The sequence below is a fragment of the Staphylococcus sp. GDY8P67P genome, assembly GCF_017892545.1.
GTDB classification, from domain to species: domain Bacteria; phylum Bacillota; class Bacilli; order Staphylococcales; family Staphylococcaceae; genus Staphylococcus; species Staphylococcus ureilyticus.
Genome location: NZ_JAESLH010000032.1, coordinates 1 through 21,397 on the forward strand (window position 1 = coordinate 1; position 21,397 = coordinate 21,397).

At 33.4% G+C, this 21,397-nt stretch carries 19 protein-coding genes; all 19 read left to right on the forward strand.

Annotation, left to right across the window (positions count from 1 at the left end; all coding sequences use genetic code 11):
• Positions 1 to 166: 166 nt before the first annotated feature.
• Positions 167 to 1,027: a ribosome biogenesis GTPase YlqF gene (gene ylqF, locus KA833_RS12560; RefSeq protein ID WP_046208649.1), complete on the forward strand. Its 861-nt coding sequence runs from the start codon at positions 167 to 169 to the stop codon at positions 1,025 to 1,027.
• Between the two features lie 9 nt (positions 1,028 to 1,036).
• Positions 1,037 to 1,807 (forward strand): ribonuclease HII, encoded by a 771-nt coding sequence (locus tag KA833_RS12565; protein ID WP_064209036.1) that lies wholly within the window; start codon positions 1,037 to 1,039, stop codon positions 1,805 to 1,807.
• A gap of 107 nt (positions 1,808 to 1,914) precedes the next feature.
• Complete coding sequence (sucC, locus tag KA833_RS12570; protein WP_046208647.1) at positions 1,915 to 3,081, forward strand: ADP-forming succinate--CoA ligase subunit beta; 1,167 nt, start codon at positions 1,915 to 1,917, stop codon at positions 3,079 to 3,081.
• A gap of 21 nt (positions 3,082 to 3,102) precedes the next feature.
• Positions 3,103 to 4,008 (forward strand): succinate--CoA ligase subunit alpha, encoded by a 906-nt coding sequence (gene sucD, locus KA833_RS12575; protein ID WP_046208646.1) that lies wholly within the window; start codon positions 3,103 to 3,105, stop codon positions 4,006 to 4,008.
• A 226-nt stretch (positions 4,009 to 4,234) separates the two neighbouring features.
• On the forward strand, positions 4,235 to 5,107 hold the full coding sequence (gene dprA, locus KA833_RS12580) for a DNA-processing protein DprA (protein WP_046208645.1): 873 nt from the start codon (positions 4,235 to 4,237) through the stop codon (positions 5,105 to 5,107).
• A gap of 192 nt (positions 5,108 to 5,299) precedes the next feature.
• Positions 5,300 to 7,366 (forward strand): type I DNA topoisomerase, encoded by a 2,067-nt coding sequence (topA, locus tag KA833_RS12585; RefSeq protein WP_046208644.1) that lies wholly within the window; start codon positions 5,300 to 5,302, stop codon positions 7,364 to 7,366.
• A gap of 150 nt (positions 7,367 to 7,516) precedes the next feature.
• Positions 7,517 to 8,824 carry an FADH(2)-oxidizing methylenetetrahydrofolate--tRNA-(uracil(54)-C(5))-methyltransferase TrmFO gene (trmFO, locus tag KA833_RS12590; RefSeq protein ID WP_046208643.1) on the forward strand — a complete coding sequence of 436 codons (1,308 nt, stop codon included), beginning with the start codon at positions 7,517 to 7,519 and terminating at the stop codon, positions 8,822 to 8,824.
• Between the two features lie 119 nt (positions 8,825 to 8,943).
• Positions 8,944 to 9,834 (forward strand): tyrosine recombinase XerC, encoded by an 891-nt coding sequence (gene xerC, locus KA833_RS12595; protein WP_046208642.1) that lies wholly within the window; start codon positions 8,944 to 8,946, stop codon positions 9,832 to 9,834.
• 3 nt (positions 9,835 to 9,837) lie between these two features.
• Positions 9,838 to 10,380 (forward strand): ATP-dependent protease subunit HslV, encoded by a 543-nt coding sequence (gene hslV, locus KA833_RS12600; protein WP_046208641.1) that lies wholly within the window; start codon positions 9,838 to 9,840, stop codon positions 10,378 to 10,380.
• A gap of 112 nt (positions 10,381 to 10,492) precedes the next feature.
• Positions 10,493 to 11,905, forward strand: a complete 1,413-nt coding sequence (hslU, locus tag KA833_RS12605; RefSeq protein WP_046208640.1) for an ATP-dependent protease ATPase subunit HslU — start codon at positions 10,493 to 10,495, stop codon at positions 11,903 to 11,905.
• A 23-nt stretch (positions 11,906 to 11,928) separates the two neighbouring features.
• A complete protein-coding gene (gene codY / locus KA833_RS12610) occupies positions 11,929 to 12,702 on the forward strand; it encodes a GTP-sensing pleiotropic transcriptional regulator CodY (protein ID WP_046208639.1) in 774 nt (257 codons plus the stop codon).
• 369 nt (positions 12,703 to 13,071) lie between these two features.
• Positions 13,072 to 13,863, forward strand: a complete 792-nt coding sequence (gene rpsB, locus KA833_RS12615; protein WP_040030607.1) for a 30S ribosomal protein S2 — start codon at positions 13,072 to 13,074, stop codon at positions 13,861 to 13,863.
• Positions 13,864 to 13,956: 93 nt separating this feature from the next.
• Positions 13,957 to 14,835, forward strand: a complete 879-nt coding sequence (gene tsf / locus KA833_RS12620; RefSeq protein ID WP_046208638.1) for a translation elongation factor Ts — start codon at positions 13,957 to 13,959, stop codon at positions 14,833 to 14,835.
• Between the two features lie 134 nt (positions 14,836 to 14,969).
• Positions 14,970 to 15,692 carry a UMP kinase gene (gene pyrH, locus KA833_RS12625; protein WP_019468449.1) on the forward strand — a complete coding sequence of 241 codons (723 nt, stop codon included), beginning with the start codon at positions 14,970 to 14,972 and terminating at the stop codon, positions 15,690 to 15,692.
• A 16-nt stretch (positions 15,693 to 15,708) separates the two neighbouring features.
• Complete coding sequence (gene frr, locus KA833_RS12630) at positions 15,709 to 16,263, forward strand: ribosome recycling factor (RefSeq protein WP_210128552.1); 555 nt, start codon at positions 15,709 to 15,711, stop codon at positions 16,261 to 16,263.
• Positions 16,264 to 16,489: 226 nt separating this feature from the next.
• Positions 16,490 to 17,251, forward strand: coding sequence for an isoprenyl transferase (locus KA833_RS12635; RefSeq protein ID WP_145381283.1), 762 nt, complete (start codon positions 16,490 to 16,492; stop codon positions 17,249 to 17,251).
• Positions 17,252 to 17,268: 17 nt separating this feature from the next.
• Positions 17,269 to 18,045: a phosphatidate cytidylyltransferase gene (locus KA833_RS12640; RefSeq protein ID WP_064209034.1), complete on the forward strand. Its 777-nt coding sequence runs from the start codon at positions 17,269 to 17,271 to the stop codon at positions 18,043 to 18,045.
• 307 nt (positions 18,046 to 18,352) lie between these two features.
• A complete protein-coding gene (rseP, locus tag KA833_RS12645) occupies positions 18,353 to 19,639 on the forward strand; it encodes an RIP metalloprotease RseP (protein ID WP_046208633.1) in 1,287 nt (428 codons plus the stop codon).
• A 15-nt stretch (positions 19,640 to 19,654) separates the two neighbouring features.
• A complete protein-coding gene (locus KA833_RS12650; protein ID WP_210128551.1) occupies positions 19,655 to 21,355 on the forward strand; it encodes a proline--tRNA ligase in 1,701 nt (566 codons plus the stop codon).
• The last annotated feature ends 42 nt before the right edge of the window (positions 21,356 to 21,397 follow it).

Here is a 21,397-nt window from a genome sequence, read left to right on the forward strand (position 1 = left end):
CAGGAGTCTGGACTTGACTAAATAGTGTGAATGAGTTTTTTTAATAAAGTAAATACAAATTTTTATTTATAACTATTCACCCCTCATGTTATGATTTTAAGGTCAATGAATGGTATGAGTAAAATATATAATTTTGAAACATAAACGTATGAGAAAGGTGATGTACATGGTAATTCAATGGTATCCAGGGCATATGGCGAAAGCAAAACGAGAAGTTGCAGAACAATTAAAGAAAGTAGATGTTGTTTTTGAACTAGTAGATGCTCGTATTCCTTATAGTTCAAGAAACCCAATGATTGATGATGTTATACAGCAAAAACCGAGAGTAGTGATTCTGAATAAAAAAGACATGGCGAATTTAAAAGAATTAGAAAAATGGGAGTCTTATTTTAAAGAAAAAGGCTATTATCCTGTGGCGATTGATGCTAAACATGGAAAAGGACTAAAATTAGTAGAACAAGCAGCTATTAAAGCAACACAAGAAAAATTTGATCGTGAAAAGAAAAAAGGATTAAAACCACGTGCGATTCGTGCGATGATCGTCGGCATTCCTAATGTTGGGAAATCTACACTTATTAATAAGTTAGCCCACAAATCTATTGCTAAAACTGGAAATACACCTGGTGTTACAAAGCAACAACAATGGATCAAAGTTGGCAATTCGCTCCAATTATTAGATACACCAGGTATACTTTGGCCCAAATTTGAAGACCAACTCGTAGGAAAAAAACTAAGTATTACAGGTGCGATTAAAGATAGTATCGTTCATTTAGATGAAGTTGCCATTTACGGTCTTGAATTTTTAAAAACGCATGATTATGAAGGATTGAAAAATCATTATAAAATAGATGTACCGATAGAAGCAGAAAATATAGAATGGTTTGATGCTATTGGACGTCGTAGAGGATTGTTGCGTAGTGGTAATGAAGTTGACTATGAAGCGGTCATTGAATTAATCATACATGAAATTAGAAATGCGAAAATAGGAACATATACGTTTGATGTTATTAAAGAAATGGAAGTGTAACGTGAATTTATGAAGCAAACGATAAAAGATATTAAAGACCACTTAGCCACCTTACACTCAGTTAATGAAATCCAGCTTCAACCATTTTATAAAGATGACCGTAAAGGTGTCCAAAAAGCCATAGCAACACGAATCAAGCAACTAGATAAGGAACAACAATTATTAAATCAATATCAAGCTATGACTTTTTATGAAAATCAAATATTAGCAAATGATGGAAATGCGATGATTTGTGGTATCGATGAAGTAGGCAGAGGCCCACTCGCAGGACCAGTTGTTGCATGTGCGGTGATATTAAATCATGATCATCACTTTACAGGCCTCAATGATTCGAAGCAACTGACTGCCAAAAAAAGAAAAGTATTAGAGTGCCAATTATTAGATGAATTACATGCTTATGCATTCGGCTATGCCACTGTAGAAGAAATTGATGAAATCAACATTTATGAAGCAACAAAATTAGCTATGAAACGTGCGATCAACGGATTGCCTGTTCAGCCAACCCATTTACTCATTGATGCGATGACACTAGAAACAGATATCGATCAAACATCACTTGTGAAAGGTGATGCTAAAAGTGTATCAATTGCTGCAGCAAGTGTCCTAGCTAAAGAAAATAGGGACAGATATATGACACAGCTTGCACAAAAGTTTCCGGAGTATGGGTTTGAAAAAAACGTTGGTTACGGAACGCAACAACATTTAGATGCAATTAAAAATCACGGCATTTTAAATGCCCACAGAAAAACATTTCAACCAATTAAATCGCTTTATAAATAATCTAAAAATTAAAAGAATTGAAATAAGTAGTTTAAATCAGTTTACAATAGCGCTTTCATTTCCTATAATTAAATATGAACTTAACCTAAGAAACAGGAGGATGGAGAATGAATATCCACGAGTATCAAGGTAAAGCAATATTTCGTTCAATGGGCGTTGCTGTCCCAGAAGGACGTGTAGCATTTACTGTTGAAGAAGCAGTTGAAAAGGCAAAAGAATTAGATTCAAATGTATATGTTGTAAAAGCGCAAATTCACGCCGGGGGTAGAGGTAATGCAGGCGGCGTTAAAATTGCAAAATCACTCTCTGAAGTGGAAACATATGCGAAAGAATTATTAGGTAAAACATTAGTAACACATCAAACAGGGCCAGAAGGTAAAGAAATTAAGCGCCTTTACATAGAAGAAGGCTGCGACATTCAAAAAGAATATTATGTTGGATTTGTAATCGATCGTGCAACTGACAGAGTAACTTTGATGGCATCAGAAGAAGGCGGTACTGAAATCGAAAAGGTTGCTGCTGAGACACCTGAAAAAATCTTCAAAGAAACAATCGATCCAGTTGTTGGATTAGCGCCTTATCAAGCAAGAAGAATTGCTTTCAATATTAATATTCCTAAAGAATCAATTAATAAAGCAGCTAAATTTTTAGTATCACTTTATAATGTATTTATTGAAAAAGATTGTTCAATTGTTGAAATCAACCCACTTGTAACTACAGGTGATGGACAAGTACTTGCATTAGATGCAAAACTTAATTTTGATGATAATGCGTTATTTAAACATAAAGATATCCAAGAATTACGCGATTTAGAAGAAGAAGATCCAAAAGAAATCGAAGCTTCTAAATATGATTTATCATACATTGCATTAGATGGCGACATTGGTTGTATGGTAAATGGTGCTGGTCTTGCAATGGCGACAATGGATACAATTAATCACTTTGGTGGTAATCCAGCGAACTTCCTTGACGTAGGGGGCGGCGCAACGAAAGAAAAAGTTACTGAAGCGTTTAAAATCATATTAGGTGATGAAAACGTAAAAGGTATCTTTGTTAATATCTTTGGTGGTATTATGAAATGCGATATCATTGCTGAAGGTATTGTTGCTGCAGTTAAAGAAGTTGAACTAACTTTACCGTTAGTTGTACGTTTAGAAGGTACAAATGTTGAAAGAGGTAAAGAAATTCTGAATGAATCAGGATTAGCTATTGAACCAGCTGCAACAATGGCAGAAGGCGCACAAAAAATCGTAAAACTTGTAAAAGAAGCGTAAGGAAAGGATGGGAACGCTAAGATGAGCGTAATGATAGATAAAAATACAAAAGTAATTGTACAAGGTATCACAGGGTCTACTGCACTTTTCCATACAAAACAAATGCTTGAATATGGTACGCAAATTGTTGCAGGGGTAACTCCAGGTAAAGGTGGACAAGTAGTAGAAGGCGTACCAGTTTTCAATACTGTTGAAGAAGCTAAAGAAGAAACTGGTGCAACTGTTTCAGTAATCTATGTACCTGCTCCATTTGCAGCAGATGCTATTTTAGAATGTATTGAAGCTGAGTTAGATTTAGCTATATGTATCACGGAGCATATTCCAGTTATCGATATGGTTAAAGTAAAACGTTATTCAGAAGGCAAGAAAACACGTGTGATTGGACCAAACTGTCCAGGTGTTATTACTGCAGATGAATGTAAGATTGGTATCATGCCTGGTTATATACACAAAAAAGGCCATGTGGGCGTCGTTTCACGTTCAGGTACATTAACTTATGAAGCTGTACATCAGTTGACTGAAGAAGGCATTGGTCAAACTACTGCAGTAGGTATCGGAGGAGATCCAGTTAACGGTACTAACTTTATTGATGTATTAAAACAATTTAATGAAGATGATGAAACGAAAGCAGTTGTTATGATTGGTGAAATCGGTGGTACTGCTGAAGAAGAAGCTGCCGAATGGATTAAAGCTAACATGAATAAACCTGTTGTAGGTTTCGTTGGTGGACAAACAGCTCCTCCAGGAAAACGTATGGGTCATGCTGGCGCAATTGTTTCTGGCGGTAAAGGTACAGCAGAAGAGAAAATTAAAACACTAAACAGTTGTGGTGTGAAAACTGCTGATACACCATCAGAAATTGGCACAACATTAATTGATGCTGCAAAAGAAGCTGGTATCTATGAACAGTTACTTACTATTAAATAAAGCAATTTAATAATAGAATAGCTTAAAAATGAGCACAAACTCCTAAAATATGTTGGAGTTTGTGCTATTTTCAGTGTTTGAATTTTGTATGGTGTTGAAGTAGTGTGGGGTACGTATTTAAATTTCTTCTTAAAACTAGATTACAAATACAGTCTAAATGAATTTAATTTGTAAACAAACTTTATATCGTTTTACTTTATAATTATTTTATAAAGGAGTACGATATATGAACATAGATTATTTATTTTTAAAATTGCGTTTCTCAGGATTGTCCACACATCAAATACATCGATTGCTGAAATATAAGAATGATTTTATGTTTTACAATAAACACGAGCAGCAAGCAATATTACAACTATATTTATCAACAATTAAATCTAAAAAGAAAGATCAAATATATCAAGATTTTGTAAACAATCCCATTGATGCCATTCTTATTCAATTACATAAATGGAACATTAATTTTATTGGTATTAACCATCCATCATATCCGAAATTGCTTCGCGAAATACATGATCCTCCACTTATACTTTTTTATAAAGGAGATATCACGTTAACAACGCGTGATCAAACCCTTGCAATCGTTGGATCTAGACATGCTACTCGATATACAGGGGATGCATTGAAATTCCTTTTCCCTTCATTTAAAAAGAAAGATCTAACCATAGTCTCTGGATTAGCAGAAGGTGCAGACCAAGCAGCACATCAACATGCATTAGACAATCAAATGTCAGCGATTGCGGTGTTAGGATTTGGCCATCTTAATCATTATCCCAAATCAACGCAAAATATTAGAAATCAACTTGAGCGCACTGGCTTAGTCATAAGTGAATATTTACCATATCAAAAGCCGCTTAAACATCATTTTCCAGAAAGAAATAGATTAATTAGTGGTTTATCAAAAGGGGTTTTGATCACAGAATCTACAATTAAAAGTGGTACTTCTATTACGACTAATTGTGCATTAGAACAAAATAGAGAAGTATATGTTTTGCCAGGTTCGATGTTCAATGATATGACAATGGGGAACTTAATAAGTGCGCAAGAAGGGGCGAAAATTGTTATATCTGCGAAAGACATCATAGATGATTTTAACTAAAATTTAGATCAATGTATTTATTTGAACAATTGTTTTATAGTTGAAAAAGATGTGTATAAACAGTGTCTTTTCCTTTATTTAATTCTAAATACGCCTTTGATTAAATAAATTTAAAATTAAAAACATTGACAAAAACAAAATAGACCGTTTATCATTTATCTTTGTAATTAGAAATGCAAGGGGGTAACTACTTTGGCAGAAAATTTAGTCATAGTTGAATCGCCTGCAAAAGCTAAAACCATTGAAAAATATTTAGGTAAAAAATATAAAGTTATCGCATCTATGGGGCATGTAAGAGATTTGCCAAGAAGCCAAATGGGCGTAGATGTAGAAAATGACTATGAACCCAAATATATTACTATACGCGGTAAGGGCCCTGTTGTTAAGGAATTAAAAAAACATGCTAAGAAAGCAAAAAATATATTCTTAGCAAGTGACCCCGACCGTGAAGGTGAGGCAATTGCTTGGCATTTAGCGAATATATTGAATTTAGAAGACGCTACTGAAAATAGAGTAGTATTTAATGAAATAACCAAAGATGCAGTGAAACAAAGTTTTAAACATCCTAGAGGCATAGAAATGGAACTTGTGGATGCACAACAAGCTAGAAGAATTTTAGACCGTTTAGTTGGTTATAATATTTCTCCTGTTTTATGGAAGAAAGTTAAAAAAGGACTTTCTGCTGGTCGCGTACAATCTGTCGCATTAAGATTAGTCATTGATCGTGAAAATGAAATTAGAAATTTTAAACCAGAAGAATATTGGAAAATAGAAGGAGAATTTAGATATAAAAAATCTAAATTTAGTGCTAAATTCTTACATTATAAAAACAAGCCATACAAATTAACTAATAAAAATGATGTTGAGACGATTACATCACAGCTTGATGGGGATCAATTTGAAGTTACAAAGGTAACAAAAAAAGAAAAGACGCGTTATCCTGCCAATCCATTTACGACTTCAACACTTCAACAAGAAGCTGCAAGAAAATTGAATTTCAAAGCGCGTAAAACAATGATGCTTGCCCAACAATTATATGAAGGTATTGACTTGAAAAGACAAGGTACAGTTGGTTTAATCACTTATATGCGTACAGATTCTACTAGAATTTCTGAACAAGCTAAAAGTGAAGCCAAGGATTATATTAAAGACACTTATGGTAATGAATATACTTCGAATCGTAAATCTAAAGGTCAAGGAGATCAAGATGCACACGAAGCTATAAGACCATCAAGTACTTTACGTACACCTAGCGAAATGAAAAATTATTTAACTAGAGATCAACATAGACTGTATAAATTAATTTGGGAGCGTTTTGTAGCAAGTCAAATGGCACCTGCTATTTTAGATACAGTAGCATTAGATTTAACACAAAATGATTTGAAATTCAGAGCAAATGGGCAAACAATTAAATTCAAAGGTTTTATGACTTTATACGTTGAAACAAAAGATGATGGAGATGAAGGTAAAGAAAATAAATTACCTAATATCAATGAAGGTGAAATGGTTACAGCAACCAATATTGAACCTTCACAACATTTCACTCAACCTCCACCACGTTATACAGAAGCAAGATTGGTAAAAACTTTAGAAGAAATGAAAATTGGTCGTCCTTCAACTTATGCACCGACAATTGATACTATACAAAAAAGGAACTATGTTAAAAATGAAAGTAAACGGTTTGTTCCTACCGAATTAGGCGAAATTGTTCATGAACAAGTAAAAGAATATTTCCCAGAAATTATAGATGTAGATTTTACAGTTAATATGGAGACATTACTCGATAAAGTTGCAGAAGGTGAAATTGCTTGGAAAAAAGTTATTTCAGATTTCTATAATAGTTTTAAGCAAGATGTTGAACGTGCAGAGGAAGAAATGGAAAAAATAGAAATTAAAGATGAACCTGCAGGAGAAGATTGTGAAGTTTGCGGTGCACCAATGGTTATAAAAATGGGTCGATATGGTAAATTTATGGCATGTTCAAACTTCCCTGATTGTAGAAACACTAAAGCAATCGTCAAAACAATTGGTGTGACTTGCCCTAAATGTAAAGAGGGCGATGTCGTTGAACGTAAGTCTAAGAAAAATCGTATCTTCTATGGTTGTTCTAAATATCCCGAATGTGATTTTGTAACTTGGGATAAACCTATTGGACGTGATTGTCCAAAATGTGAACATTATTTAGTTGAGAAAAAACAAGGACGTAAAAGTCAGGTTGTTTGCTCAAATTGTGATTACAAAGAAGAAGAACAAAAATAACAAATATATAAATTGATTATTAGAAAAGGAAACTGTATTTTTTAATAATATTTAGCAACTTACGATTCATATTTATAATGTAGAGATATGTTATTTAGCTTATAAAATAGTGTCGTAGTTGCTATTTTTTTTGTATAGGAGGATATATATATGACTCAAATTGTCAATGTTGTAGGGGCTGGCTTAGCTGGCTCAGAAGCCGCTTATCAATTAGCGCAAAGAGGCATTCATGTAAATTTAATTGAAATGAGGCCAGTTAAACAAACGCCGGCACATCATACAGATAAATTTGCTGAATTAGTTTGTTCCAATTCATTACGTGGCAATGCGCTTACGAATGCCGTGGGTGTATTGAAAGAAGAAATGCGTCGAATGGATTCATTGGTTATAACTGCAGCAGACAAAGCGCGTGTTCCTGCTGGTGGTGCGTTAGCTGTAGATAGACATGATTTTGCAGGGTATATTACTGAAACATTGAAAAACCATCCGAATGTAACTGTAATTAATGAAGAAATTAACACTATACCTGATGGATATACAATCATTGCTACTGGTCCATTAACAACAGATCAATTAGCTCAAGAAATTGTTGACGCAACAGGTAAAGATCAACTATATTTTTATGATGCTGCAGCACCGATTATTGAAAAAGATAGTATTGATATGAATAAAGTTTATTTAAAGTCACGTTATGATAAAGGTGAAGCTGCTTATTTAAATTGTCCGATGACGGAAAAAGAGTTTAACAGATTTTATGATGCTTTATTAGAAGCAGAGGTCGCACCAGTGAATGAATTTGAAAAAGAAAAATATTTCGAAGGTTGTATGCCATTTGAAGTAATGGCAGCACGTGGACGTAAAACGTTATTGTTTGGTCCGATGAAACCAGTTGGCTTAGAAGATCCCAAGACTGGCGAAATACCATATGCAGTTGTACAGTTACGTCAAGACGATGCTGCTGGTACTTTGTATAATTTAGTAGGGTTTCAAACACATCTAAAGTGGGGTGCACAAAAAGAAGTACTTAGATTGATACCAGGTTTAGAGAATGTTGAAATTGTTCGATATGGTGTCATGCATAGAAACACATTTATTAACTCCCCTGATGTACTCACTGAAACTTATGAATTAAAAGGAAGAGAATCTCTTCATTTTGCTGGTCAAATGACTGGTGTAGAAGGTTATGTAGAAAGTGCAGCAAGCGGCTTGATTGCTGGTATCAACGTAGCTCATAAAGTTGAAAATAAAGGAAGGGTTATTTTCCCTAGAGAAACGATGCTGGGTAGCATGGCTTATTATATTGCTCATGCGAAAAATGAAAAAAACTTCCAGCCGATGAATGCCAATTTTGGTTTGCTACCGGATTTAGATGAAAAAATTAAAGATAAAAAAATAAGATATGAACAACTTGCTCATAGAGCTTTGACATATTTGGACAACTTTAAAGAAACATTATGATGTTAATATAGTGAAATATTGATTCAGAAAATTAAAAAAAGTTTTTCTCAATTTAATAGTTATGTTTCGCAGTTCCCTCTATCGATATGCTACAATTTATATCGATGGAGGGGTTTTTATTGGAAGAAATCCAACAAGCTTATTTATACATGCTTAAAGTAGAACGACATTTTTCTGAACATACATTGAAATCATATCATGATGATTTAGAGCAATTTAATGATTTTTTAAATCAAGAGCATTTAAGCTTAGCTAATTTTGAATATAAAGATGCTAGAAATTACCTAAGTTTTTTATATTCAAAAAACTTGAAAAGAACATCGGTTTCTCGTAAAATTTCTACGCTGAGAAGTTTTTATGAGTATTGGATGGTACAAGACGAAAGTGTCATAAATCCATTTATACAATTAGTTCATCCGAAAAAAGAACAATATTTACCGCACTTTTTTTATGAAGAAGAAATGGAAGCATTATTTAAAACAGTAGATAAAGATTTAAAAAAAGGATTAAGAGATCGTGTTATTTTGGAGCTTTTATATGCTACTGGTATCAGGGTATCAGAGTTAGTAAATATCAAAGAGCAAGATTTGGATATGAATTTACCAGGTGTTAAAGTTTTAGGTAAGGGTGGTAAAGAAAGGTTTATCCCTTTCGGTGAATTTTGTAAACAAAGCATTGAACATTACTTAGAAGCATTTAGTCCTAAAAAAGGTACTGAACACGACTATTTGTTAGTTAACATGAACGGTGCGCCTATCACTGAGCGTGGCATTCGTTATGTGTTAAATGATGTAGTGAAACGAACTGCAGGTGTAACAGATATACATCCGCATAAATTAAGACATACATTTGCTACACATATGTTAAATCAGGGTGCTGACTTAAGAACAGTGCAATCATTACTAGGACATGTCAATTTATCGACGACAGGTCGTTATACACATGTTACGAATGATCAATTAAAAAAAGTATATTTAAATGCACATCCTCGTGCAAAAAAGGAGAATTAAAATATGAGTACATCTATTCATGCGACAACTATTTACGCAGTACAACATAATGGACATTCGGCAATGGCTGGTGACGGACAAGTAACACTTGGCGAACAAGTTATTATGAAAAAAACCGCTAGAAAAGTTCGACGCTTATATAATGATAAAGTGTTAGCTGGATTCGCAGGTAGTGTGGCAGATGCTTTTACACTATTTGAAAAGTTCGAGACAAAATTACAACAGTTTAGCGGTAATTTAGAAAGAGCCGCTGTTGAGTTAGCGCAAGAATGGAGAGGCGATAAACAGTTAAGACAGCTAGAAGCGATGCTTATTGTGATGGATAAAGATTCAATACTAGTCGTAAGTGGTACTGGAGAAGTGATTGCGCCAGATGATGATTTAATTGCAATTGGATCCGGTGGCAATTATGCCTTAAGTGCAGGTAGAGCATTAAAACGTCATGCTACTGATTTAAGTGCGCGTGAGATGGCATATGAAAGTTTAAAGGTTGCCTCTGATATTTGCGTGTTTACGAATGACCAAATCGTTGTGGAAGAACTTTAAAAAACTTATATTTTAAAATATGTTGTAATAACAAAAAGTAAAAATTTATGAAATAAATGTATAATAAATAATGGATTTTTGAAGAAAATAAAGTAACGGAGGTATTTCTCATATGGAGTCGAATGGTATTAAATTAACGCCAAAAGATATCGTTTCAAAACTTAACGAATATATAGTTGGTCAAGATGACGCTAAACGCAAGGTAGCAGTAGCATTAAGAAATAGATATAGACGAAGCCTACTTTCTGACGAAGAGAAACAAGAAATTGCACCGAAAAACATTTTAATGATTGGACCAACTGGCGTAGGGAAAACTGAAATTGCGCGACGCATGGCTAAAGTGGTTGGTGCGCCTTTTATTAAAGTAGAAGCTACGAAATTCACAGAAGTAGGTTACGTTGGGCGTGACGTTGAAAGTATGGTTAGAGACTTAGTTGATATTGCTGTTAGATTGGTAAAAGAGCAAAAGAAAGCGTTAGTTGAAGATGAAGCACGAAGTAAAGCAAACGAAAAATTAGTTAAACTTTTAGTTCCAAGCATGAAAAAGAAAGCAAATAGCACTAACAGCAACAACCCTTTAGAGTCTCTTTTTGGCGGAGCAATACCTAATTTTGGTCAAAATAATGAGGACGATGATGAAGAAACGCCAACTGAAGAAATCAAAACAAAGCGTTCTGAAATCAAACAACAATTATTAAATGGTTCACTTGAAGAAGAAAAAGTGAGATTAAAAGTCGAACAGGACCCAGGTGCTTTAGGTATGTTAGGTACAAATCAAAACCAACAAATGCAAGATATGATGAACCAACTAATGCCTAAGAAAAAAGTGGAAAGAGAAGTCCCTGTCAAAACTGCTCGAAATATTTTGACTGATGAATATGCGGATGAACTGATTGACCAAGAAACTGCCAATCAAGAGGCCATTGAGCTAGCCGAACAAATGGGAATTATTTTTATTGACGAAATAGATAAAGTGGCTACTAACAATCAAAATTCAGGTCAAGATGTTTCACGACAAGGTGTACAAAGAGATATTTTACCTATACTTGAAGGTAGCATGGTTCAAACTAAATATGGTACTGTTAATACTGAACATATGCTATTCATTGGTGCTGGTGCATTCCATGTTTCAAAACCAAGTGATTTAATACCTGAATTACAAGGTCGATTCCCAATTCGTGTTGAATTAGAAAGCCTTTCTGTGGAAGACTTTGTAAGCATTTTAACTGAACCCAAATTATCATTGATTAAACAGTATGAAGCGCTACTCCAAACGGAACAAGTAACGGTGAATTTCACTGAAGAAGCGATTAAACGTTTGGCAGAGATTGCCTTTCAAGTTAACCAAGATACAGATAATATTGGTGCGCGTAGATTGCATACAATACTTGAAAAAATGTTAGAAGATTTATCGTTCGAAGCACCGAGCATGCCACATGCCGTTGTAGATATCACACCTCAATATGTTGATGATAAGTTGAAATCAATTTCAACAAATAAAGATTTAAGTGCATTTATTTTATAATATAAACAAAAAGGAGAAGTAATATGAGCTTATTATCAAAAACAAGAGAATTAAATACACTTTTGCAAAAGCACAAAGGAATCGCTGTAGACTTTAAAGACGTCGCACAAACGATAAGTAGTGTAACAGTGACAAATGTTTTCATTGTGTCAAGAAAAGGTAAAATTTTAGGGTCAAGTTTAAATGAATTGTTAAAAAATGAACGTATTATTCAAATGCTAGAAAATAGACACATACCTGTGGAATATACAGATAAGTTAATGGATGTAAAAGAAACAGAATCCAATATTGGAATCGAAAGTGATCTTTCAGTTTTTCCACCTGAAAACGAAGATGTATTTAAAGATAGTAAGTCAACTATCTTTCCAATATTAGGTGGCGGAGAAAGACTAGGTACGTTAGTGCTAGGACGTGTACAAGACGACTTTTCTGAAAATGATCTTGTTTTAGGTGAGTATGCGGCTACAGTTATTGGTATGGAAATTCTGCGTGAAAAACATAATGAAGTTGAACAAGAAGCTAGAGATAAAGCTGCGATTAATATGGCAATCAATTCATTATCATACTCAGAAAGTGAAGCGATTGAACATATTTTTGAAGAATTAGGTGGTAAAGAAGGCTTGTTGATTGCTTCTAAAGTAGCTGACAGGGTTGGAATTACACGTTCTGTGATTGTTAATGCATTGCGTAAGTTAGAAAGCGCAGGAGTTATTGAATCACGTTCTTTAGGTATGAAAGGTACGTTTATTAAAGTTAAAAAAGAAAAATTCTTAGATGAATTAGATAGAATAAAATAAAATGTAGAATCACTATTAAATGTGATTGCTATATACGCTTTCATATCATTTAGTATATCCATGCGTTATGCGTTTATTTAGTGAATATGTAAAAAATAAATACAATAACATTTTATAATGGAAACTGCTTACTATATAAAGTGTTACAGTGATATTTGAATTGATAAAAATATGACTTGAATCTTCACTATTATAAATGAGAAATTATAAGCTGAACTATTGCTTTATATGTATGAATATGATATATTTATTCACGGCTATTAAGCCAATACGCACATAGAGAGCGGAAGTATAAAGGGTGCGATAAATTGTTATCGTGTTTATATGAGCTTTTTATGGAGGTAAAAAACCAATAGGAGGATTTTATTTATGGCAGTAATTTCAATGAAACAATTACTAGAAGCAGGTGTTCACTTCGGTCACCAAACACGCCGTTGGAACCCAAAAATGAAAAGATACATCTTCACTGAAAGAAACGGTATCTACATTATCGACTTACAAAAAACAGTGAAGAAAGTAGAAGAAGCTTACAACTTTATAAAACAAATTTCAGAAGATGGCGGAAAAGTTTTATTTGTTGGTACGAAAAAACAAGCACAAGAATCAGTGAAAGCTGAAGCTGAACGTGCTGGTCAATTCTACGTTAACCAAAGATGGTTAGGTGGTATTTTAACTAACTATAAAACAATTTCAAAACGTATCAAACGTATTTCTGAAATTGAAAAAATGGAAGAAGATGGCTTATTCGAAGTATTACCTAAAAAAGAAGTAGTAGAACTAAGAAAAGAATATGACCGTTTAATTAAATTCTTAGGCGGAATTCGTGATATGAAATCTATGCCTCAAGCATTATTTGTAGTTGACCCTCGTAAAGAGCGCAACGCAATTGCTGAAGCACGTAAATTACACATCCCAATCGTTGGTATTGTGGATACTAACTGTGATCCAGATGAGATCGATTATGTTATCCCTGCAAACGATGATGCTATCCGTGCCGTTAAGTTATTAACAGGTAAAATGGCAGATGCAATCTTAGAAGGTCAACAAGGTGTATCAAATGAAGAAGTAGCGGCTGAACAAAACATTGATTTAAATGAATCAAAAGAAGAAGCTACTGAAGCAGAAACAACTGAAGAAAACACTTCTGTTGAATCAAACTAAGAATAATGTAAAATGGGTGATAAGATATTTAAGCTTATCACCTTTTTTTAAAATAAATATATTAAAATTCATTAAATAATGGAGGAATATGAAATGGCAATTTCAGCTAAACTTGTAAAAGAATTACGTGAAAAAACTGGCGCTGGTATGATGGACTGTAAAAAAGCGTTGACAGAAACTGATGGTGATATTGATAAAGCTATTGATTACCTACGTGAAAAAGGTATTGCGAAAGCAGCTAAAAAAGCTGACCGTATCGCTGCAGAAGGACTAGTACATGTAGAAGAAAAAGGAAATGAAGCGGCAATCGTAGAAATTAATTCAGAAACTGACTTCGTAGCACGTAACGAAGGTTTCCAAGAATTAGTGAAAGAAATTGCTACACAAGTGTTAGAGAGTAAAGCTGATACTGTTGAAGCTTTATTAGAATCTGAATTAGCTGACGGTAAAACTGTAGACCAACGCATGAAAGAAGCAATCTCTACAATCGGAGAAAAATTAAGTATCCGTCGTTTTGCTGTTAGAACAAAATCAGATAATGATGCATTTGGTTCATATTTACACATGGGTGGACGTATCGGTGTATTAACAGTTGTTGAAGGTACTACTGATAGCGATGCTGCTAAAGATGTAGCTATGCATATTGCTGCGATTAACCCTAAATATGTTTCATCTGAACAAGTAAGTGAAGATGAAATTGCTCATGAAAAAGAAGTATTGAAACAACAAGCTTTAAACGAAGGCAAACCAGAAAAAATTGTTGAAAAAATGGTTGAAGGTCGTTTACGTAAATATTTACAAGAAATTTGTGCAGTTGACCAAAACTTTGTTAAAGATCCTGATCAAACAGTTGAAGCTTTCTTAAAATCAAAAGGTGGAAAACTAGTTGACTTCGTACGTTATGAAGTAGGCGAAGGTATGGAAAAACGTGAAGAAAACTTTGCTGACGAAGTAAAAGGACAAATGAAATAATATTTCATAGTTTGAACAAGAAAGAAGACACCTTTTTGTGCTCCGTATGAAAGACTTACTTTTATATTGGAAGTTCTACTGTGTCTTCTTTACTTGTATCAAATACATATTTTCACAATAGAGAGGATAAGACAATGGCTCAAACTTCTAAATATAAACGTGTCGTTTTAAAATTAAGTGGTGAAGCACTAGCAGGTGAAGATGGATTCGGGATAAATCCCATAATTATTAAAAGTGTTGCTCAACAAGTAGCTGAGGTAGCAAAAATGGATTGTGAAATTGCAGTGATTGTTGGCGGAGGTAATATCTGGAGAGGTAAAACTGGTAGTGATCTAGGTATGGATCGTGGTACAGCAGATTATATGGGCATGCTAGCTACTGTTATGAATGCTTTAGCACTACAAGACAGTTTGGAACAATTAGAGTGTGATACACGTGTATTAACTTCTATAGAGATGAAACAAGTTGCAGAACCTTATATTCGTCGTCGCGCAATTAGACACTTAGAGAAAAAGCGTGTTGTTATATTTGCTGCTGGCATAGGTAATCCATACTTCTCAACTGACACAACTGCAGCTTTACGTGCTGCTGAAGTTGAAGCAGATGTTATCTTAATGGGCAAAAATAATGTTGATGGTGTCTATTCTGCAGATCCTAAAAAAGATGAAAATGCGGTTAAATATGAACATTTAACACATATTCAAATGTTACAAGAAGGCTTACAAGTCATGGACTCAACAGCATCTTCTTTCTGTATGGATAACAATATCCCGTTGAATGTATTCTCTATCACAGAAGAAGGAAATATTAAACGCGCTGTTATGGGTGAAAAAATAGGAACATTAATTACAAAATAATTTAGAGGTGTATAAAATGAGTGACATAATTAATGACACGAAAACAAAGATGAAAAAATCAATTGATAGTCTTTCAAGAGAGTTAGCTAATATTAGTGCTGGTAGAGCAAATTCAAACCTTTTAAACGGTGTAACTGTTGATTATTATGGAGCACCAACACCTATTCAACAATTAGCGAGTATCAATGTACCAGAAGCTCGTCTTTTAGTCATTTCACCATACGACAAAACATCAGTGGCTAATATTGAAAAAGTAATTAATGCAGCAAACTTAGGCGTAAACCCATCTAGTGATGGTGAGGTCATTCGTATAAGTGTGCCTGCATTAACAGAAGAACGTCGTAAAGAGCTTGTAAAAGAAGTTAAAAAAATTGGTGAAGATTCTAAAGTTGCAGTTAGAAATGTACGCCGTGATTCGAATGACGAACTTAAAAAGCAAGAGAAAAACGGTGACATCACTGAAGATGACTTAAGAACTCAAACGAATGAAGTACAAAAAATAACTGACGATTCTATAAATGACATTGATAAATTATTAGAAGAAAAAGAACAAGATATTATGTCAGTATAAACATGGTAATTATGATATGTTTTTTGTGAGTAAATACTCAACATTAAGTTGTTTGGTATTGAAAATGAAGCATATTATAAATTTATCTGAACTGTATCAAATCAGACTTTGGTACAGTTTTTTTATTTGTTTATTCATTGCGCTTATCTAGTATGATAAAATGATAGATAATTGCATTTAGAAGCTAATTTAATAAGCAGAGATGATAACGCTCGGAGGAAATACCATGTTTAAAAAGCTAAACAAGAAAAAAAACCAGCCTAATGCATCCAACAATGAGTTGGATTTACATAATGTACCTAATCATATAGCAATTATTATGGATGGCAATGGACGCTGGGCTAAACAAAGAAAATTGCCTAGAATCAAAGGCCATTATCAAGGTATGCAAACGATTAAAAAAATAACTAAAGAAGCTAGTGATTTAGGTATTAAATATTTAACGTTGTATGCATTTTCAACTGAAAATTGGACAAGACCTAAAAATGAAGTCAATTATATCATGAACTTGCCGGTTACCTTTTTAAAAACCTTTTTACCTGAATTAATAGAAAATAATGTTAAAGTAGAAACGATTGGTTTTTTAAATGATTTACCAACTGCAACACTTGAAGCGATTAATAAGGCAAAAGAACAGACCAAAGCAAACACAGGATTAAAATTAATTTTTGCAATTAACTATGGTGGACGTGCTGAAATTGTCCATAGTGTAAAATCAATTTATGAAAAATTATCTTCAGAAGGCTTATCCAGTGATCATATTACAGAGCAATTGATTAACGAACATTTAATGACCCACGATTATCCTGATCCAGACCTTTTAATTAGAACCTCAGGTGAGCAACGAATTAGTAACTTTCTTATCTGGCAAGTATCTTACAGTGAATTTATATTCAATGAAAAATTTTGGCCAGATTTTGACAAAGAAGAATTAATAAACTGTATTAAAATTTATCAATCTCGTCAAAGACGTTTTGGGGGATTATAAATAGTTAGGAGAATAGTATGAAAGTTAGAACTTTAACAGCAATAATAGCACTTATTGTTTTTCTACCTGTATTGTTAAAGGGTGGCCTTGTACTAATGCTTTTTTCTTATTTATTAGCATTTATAGGTCTCAAAGAATTGTTGAATATGAATATGATAAAGTTCCTATCCATCCCAGGAATTATAAGTGCATTAGGAATATTAATTATTATGATACCGCAAGAAGCAGGTACATGGGTAAACGATTTACAATTAAAATCTTTAATAGCAATGAGTTTTATTTTACTCAGTTATACAGTACTTTCTAAAAATAGATTTAGTTTTATGGATGCTGCCTTTTGTTTAATGTCTATAGCTTATGTAGGGATAGGCTTCATGTATCTATATGAAACTAGATCAGAAGGATTACATTACATACTTTTAGCTTTCTTAATTGTGTGGTCTACAGATACTGGCGCGTATATTTTTGGTAGATTAATGGGTAAACATAAATTATGGCCTGTCATCAGTCCCAATAAAACAATTGAAGGGTTTATTGGCGGCATTATTTGTAGTTTGATAGTTCCGCTTGTAATGATGATGTTTATAGATTTTGATATTGCAATATGGTTACTACTGTTATGTACGGTTATTTTAAGTATGTTTGGTCAGTTAGGAGACTTAGTAGAGTCAGGCTTTAAACGTCATTTTGGTGTGAAGGATTCTGGACGCATTTTACCTGGTCACGGTGGTATATTAGATCGATTTGATAGTTTTATGTTTGTCTTACCATTATTAAACATATTCTTAATATAAGTGATTTTAAGGTAAACGAAGTGCCAATAAAATTGTATAATTGAACAATAAAAGGAGTTATGAATTTAAATGTCGATGAGAAATCATATGAAACATTTAAGTTTTTAACTCCTTTTCATAAGTTTTTAAAATATGTAAGAGATTTTAAGTGTTAAGTCATGATAATTTTTTCTACTGTATAAAGTTACGTGTATCAGCTAGTATTGTTATGTTATAATTTTATAATCAAAAGCATTAAATTAGCTTATATATTATAGCAATATAAAAATAATGGAACAATCTTACGGAAAATATGAGGTGTATCAATTTGAGTTTTCTAGTGACAATTATTTCTTTTATAATCGTATTTGGTGTTCTTGTAACAGTTCATGAATACGGTCATATGTTTTTTGCAAAAAGAGCTGGCATTATGTGTCCAGAATTTGCAATTGGAATGGGGCCAAAAATTTTTAGTTTCAGAAAAAATGAAACTTTATATACCATTCGTTTATTGCCTGTTGGAGGATATGTAAGAATGGCAGGTGACGGGTTGGAGGAACCACCCGTTCAACCAGGTATGCATGTAAAGATAAAATTAAATGATAAAGATGAAATCACACATATCATTTTAGATGATCAACATAAGTTCCAACAAATTGAAGCAATGGAAGTTAAACAATGTGATTTTAAAGAAGATTTATACATTGAAGGTGTAACTGCATATGATCAGCAAAGACATCATTATCAAATTGCTGACAAAGCCTATTTTGTTGAGAATGGTAGTTTAATTCAAATAGCTCCCAAAAACCGACAATTCACACACAAAAAGCCTTATCAAAAATTCTTAACACTGTTTGCTGGCCCATTATTTAACTTTTTACTTACATTAGTATTATTTATTGGCTTAGCTTATTATCAAGGTACACCAACAAATACAGTTGATAAAGTGGCGCAAGATAGCCCAGCAGCACACGCAGGCTTAAAAACAGGTGATACTATCGTGAAAATTGCTGACAAATCTATCAATAGTAAATCTGATATAGATCAAGCAATATCACAGGTTAAAGACAAAAAGACACAAATTAAAGTAGAACGAGATGGTAAAACAGAAACCTTGCAAGTAAAACCAAAAAAATATGAACAAAAAGTAACTAAAACACATTCAGAAACTAAATATTTGTTAGGTTATACTGCTTCTACTGAACATACGGTATTTAAACCGATTACTGAAGGCGTAAAGCAAACAATTGTAGCTGGAAAACTGATATTTACCGCGATTTTAAGCATGATTGCGAGCATTTTCACCGGTCAATTTTCATTTGATATGTTAAATGGTCCAGTCGGTATCTATCATACAGTTGACTCTGTTGTTAAAACAGGTATTATTAATTTGATTTCTTGGACAGCTTTACTAAGCGTCAATTTAGGTTTAATGAATTTATTACCAGTCCCAGCACTTGATGGCGGACGAATCTTATTTGTAATATATGAAGCGATTTTCAGAAAACCATTAAACAAAAAAGCAGAAACGACAATTATTGCAATTGGTGCAGTATTTGTATTAATTGTAATGGTCTTAGTGACGTGGAATGACATTCAACGTTATTTCTTATAAAAGGAGAGCATGTAAATGAAACAATCTAAAGTATTTATACCAACGATGAAAGAGGTACCTGCAGCAGCTGAAGCTTTGAGTCATAGACTTTTGTTAAAAGCAGGATTAATCAAACAAAGTACGAGTGGTATTTATAGCTATTTACCGTTAGCTGCTAAAGTTTTGAATCACATTGAAAGTATTGTAAGACAAGAAATGGAACGTATCGACGCTGTGGAAATTTTAATGCCAGCGTTACAAAAAGCAGAACTATGGGAAGAATCCGGTCGTTGGAGTGCATATGGTCCAGAATTGATGCGTTTGAAAGACAGACATGGTCGTGAGTTTGCACTTGGACCAACACATGAAGAACTTATAACATCTGTAATCAGAGATGAACTTAAATCATATAAACAATTACCACTTACTTTATTCCAAATACAATCTAAATTTAGAGATGAAAAACGCCCGCGCTTTGGATTGTTACGTGGTCGTGAATTTATTATGAAAGATGCATATTCATTTCATGCTGATGAGGCTTCATTAGATGAAACATACCAAGATATGTATCACGCATATGATCGCATATTTAAACGTGTCGGAATAAATGCGCGACCAGTAGTTGCAGATTCAGGTGCTATTGGTGGCAGTCATACACATGAATTTATGGCTTTAAGTGAAATTGGTGAAGACACAATAGTTTATAGTGAAAATAGTGATTATGCAGCTAATATTGAAAAAGCTGAGGTTGTATATCATCCCAATGAAAAGCATGATGAGATAGCGTCATTAACAAAAATAGAAACACCTCAAGTACACACAGCACAAGCATTAGCAACATTTTTAGAAAAACCACTGGATGAAATTACAAAATCCATGGTATTTAATGTTGATGGTGAATTTATTATGGTACTTGTACGTGGTCACCATGAAATTAATGATGTGAAATTAAAAGCATTCTTTGGTACGGATCACATCGAATTAGCTACAGAAGATGAAATTAAAAATTTATTAGGTGCATCTCCTGGTTCACTTGGTCCTATTTTCGATAAAAATATCAAAGTATATGCTGATAATTTTATAAAAGATTTAAATAATATTGTTGTAGGTGCTAATGAAGATGGTTACCATTTATTGAATGCAAACGTAGGGCGTGACTTTGAAATCGAAGCTTATGGAGACTTTAGATTTATTTTAGAAGGAGAGCCTTTAGCTGATGGATCAGGTGATGCTAAATTTGCCGAAGGAATTGAAGTTGGGCAAGTATTTAAACTTGGTACTAAATATTCTGAAGCAATGAATGCAACATTCCTGGATAATCAAGGTAAAGCTAAACCTTTATTAATGGGATGTTATGGTATAGGTATTTCTAGGACTTTAAGTGCGATTGTTGAGCAAAATAATGATGAAAATGGTATTATATGGCCTAAATCAGTAACGCCATTTGATTTACATTTAATTACAATCAATCCTAAAAAAGAAGAACAACGTGAATTGGCTGATCAATTATATAAACAATTAAAAGAAACATATGATGTACTTTATGATGACCGTAAAGAACGTGCAGGTGTTAAATTTAATGATGCCGATTTAATAGGATTACCAATTAGAGTAGTAGTTGGTAAAAATGCTGCTGAAGGTATCGTAGAAGTTAAACGACGTGATACAGGTGAAAGTGAAGATGTTCAAATTGATAACTTAAATAGTTTTATTAATGATTTATACCTAAGTATATAAGTCAACAGTCAACTTTAACAAAATGATTGCTATCATATACGT

Bases quoted from the DNA above. Each gene is read 5' to 3' on its own strand.
- ylqF (WP_046208649.1), top strand. From the start codon at position 167: ATGGTAATTCAATGGTATCCAGGGCATATGGCGAAAGCAAAACGAGAA.
- KA833_RS12565 (WP_064209036.1), top strand. From the start codon at position 1,037: ATGAAGCAAACGATAAAAGATATTAAAGACCACTTAGCCACCTTACAC.
- sucC (WP_046208647.1), top strand. From the start codon at position 1,915: ATGAATATCCACGAGTATCAAGGTAAAGCAATATTTCGTTCAATGGGC.
- sucD (WP_046208646.1), top strand. From the start codon at position 3,103: ATGAGCGTAATGATAGATAAAAATACAAAAGTAATTGTACAAGGTATC.
- dprA (WP_046208645.1), top strand. From the start codon at position 4,235: ATGAACATAGATTATTTATTTTTAAAATTGCGTTTCTCAGGATTGTCC.
- trmFO (WP_046208643.1), top strand. From the start codon at position 7,517: ATGACTCAAATTGTCAATGTTGTAGGGGCTGGCTTAGCTGGCTCAGAA.
- hslV (WP_046208641.1), top strand. From the start codon at position 9,838: ATGAGTACATCTATTCATGCGACAACTATTTACGCAGTACAACATAAT.
- hslU (WP_046208640.1), top strand. From the start codon at position 10,493: ATGGAGTCGAATGGTATTAAATTAACGCCAAAAGATATCGTTTCAAAA.
- codY (WP_046208639.1), top strand. From the start codon at position 11,929: ATGAGCTTATTATCAAAAACAAGAGAATTAAATACACTTTTGCAAAAG.
- rpsB (WP_040030607.1), top strand. From the start codon at position 13,072: ATGGCAGTAATTTCAATGAAACAATTACTAGAAGCAGGTGTTCACTTC.
- tsf (WP_046208638.1), top strand. From the start codon at position 13,957: ATGGCAATTTCAGCTAAACTTGTAAAAGAATTACGTGAAAAAACTGGC.
- pyrH (WP_019468449.1), top strand. From the start codon at position 14,970: ATGGCTCAAACTTCTAAATATAAACGTGTCGTTTTAAAATTAAGTGGT.
- frr (WP_210128552.1), top strand. From the start codon at position 15,709: ATGAGTGACATAATTAATGACACGAAAACAAAGATGAAAAAATCAATT.
- KA833_RS12635 (WP_145381283.1), top strand. From the start codon at position 16,490: ATGTTTAAAAAGCTAAACAAGAAAAAAAACCAGCCTAATGCATCCAAC.
- KA833_RS12640 (WP_064209034.1), top strand. From the start codon at position 17,269: ATGAAAGTTAGAACTTTAACAGCAATAATAGCACTTATTGTTTTTCTA.
- KA833_RS12650 (WP_210128551.1), top strand. From the start codon at position 19,655: ATGAAACAATCTAAAGTATTTATACCAACGATGAAAGAGGTACCTGCA.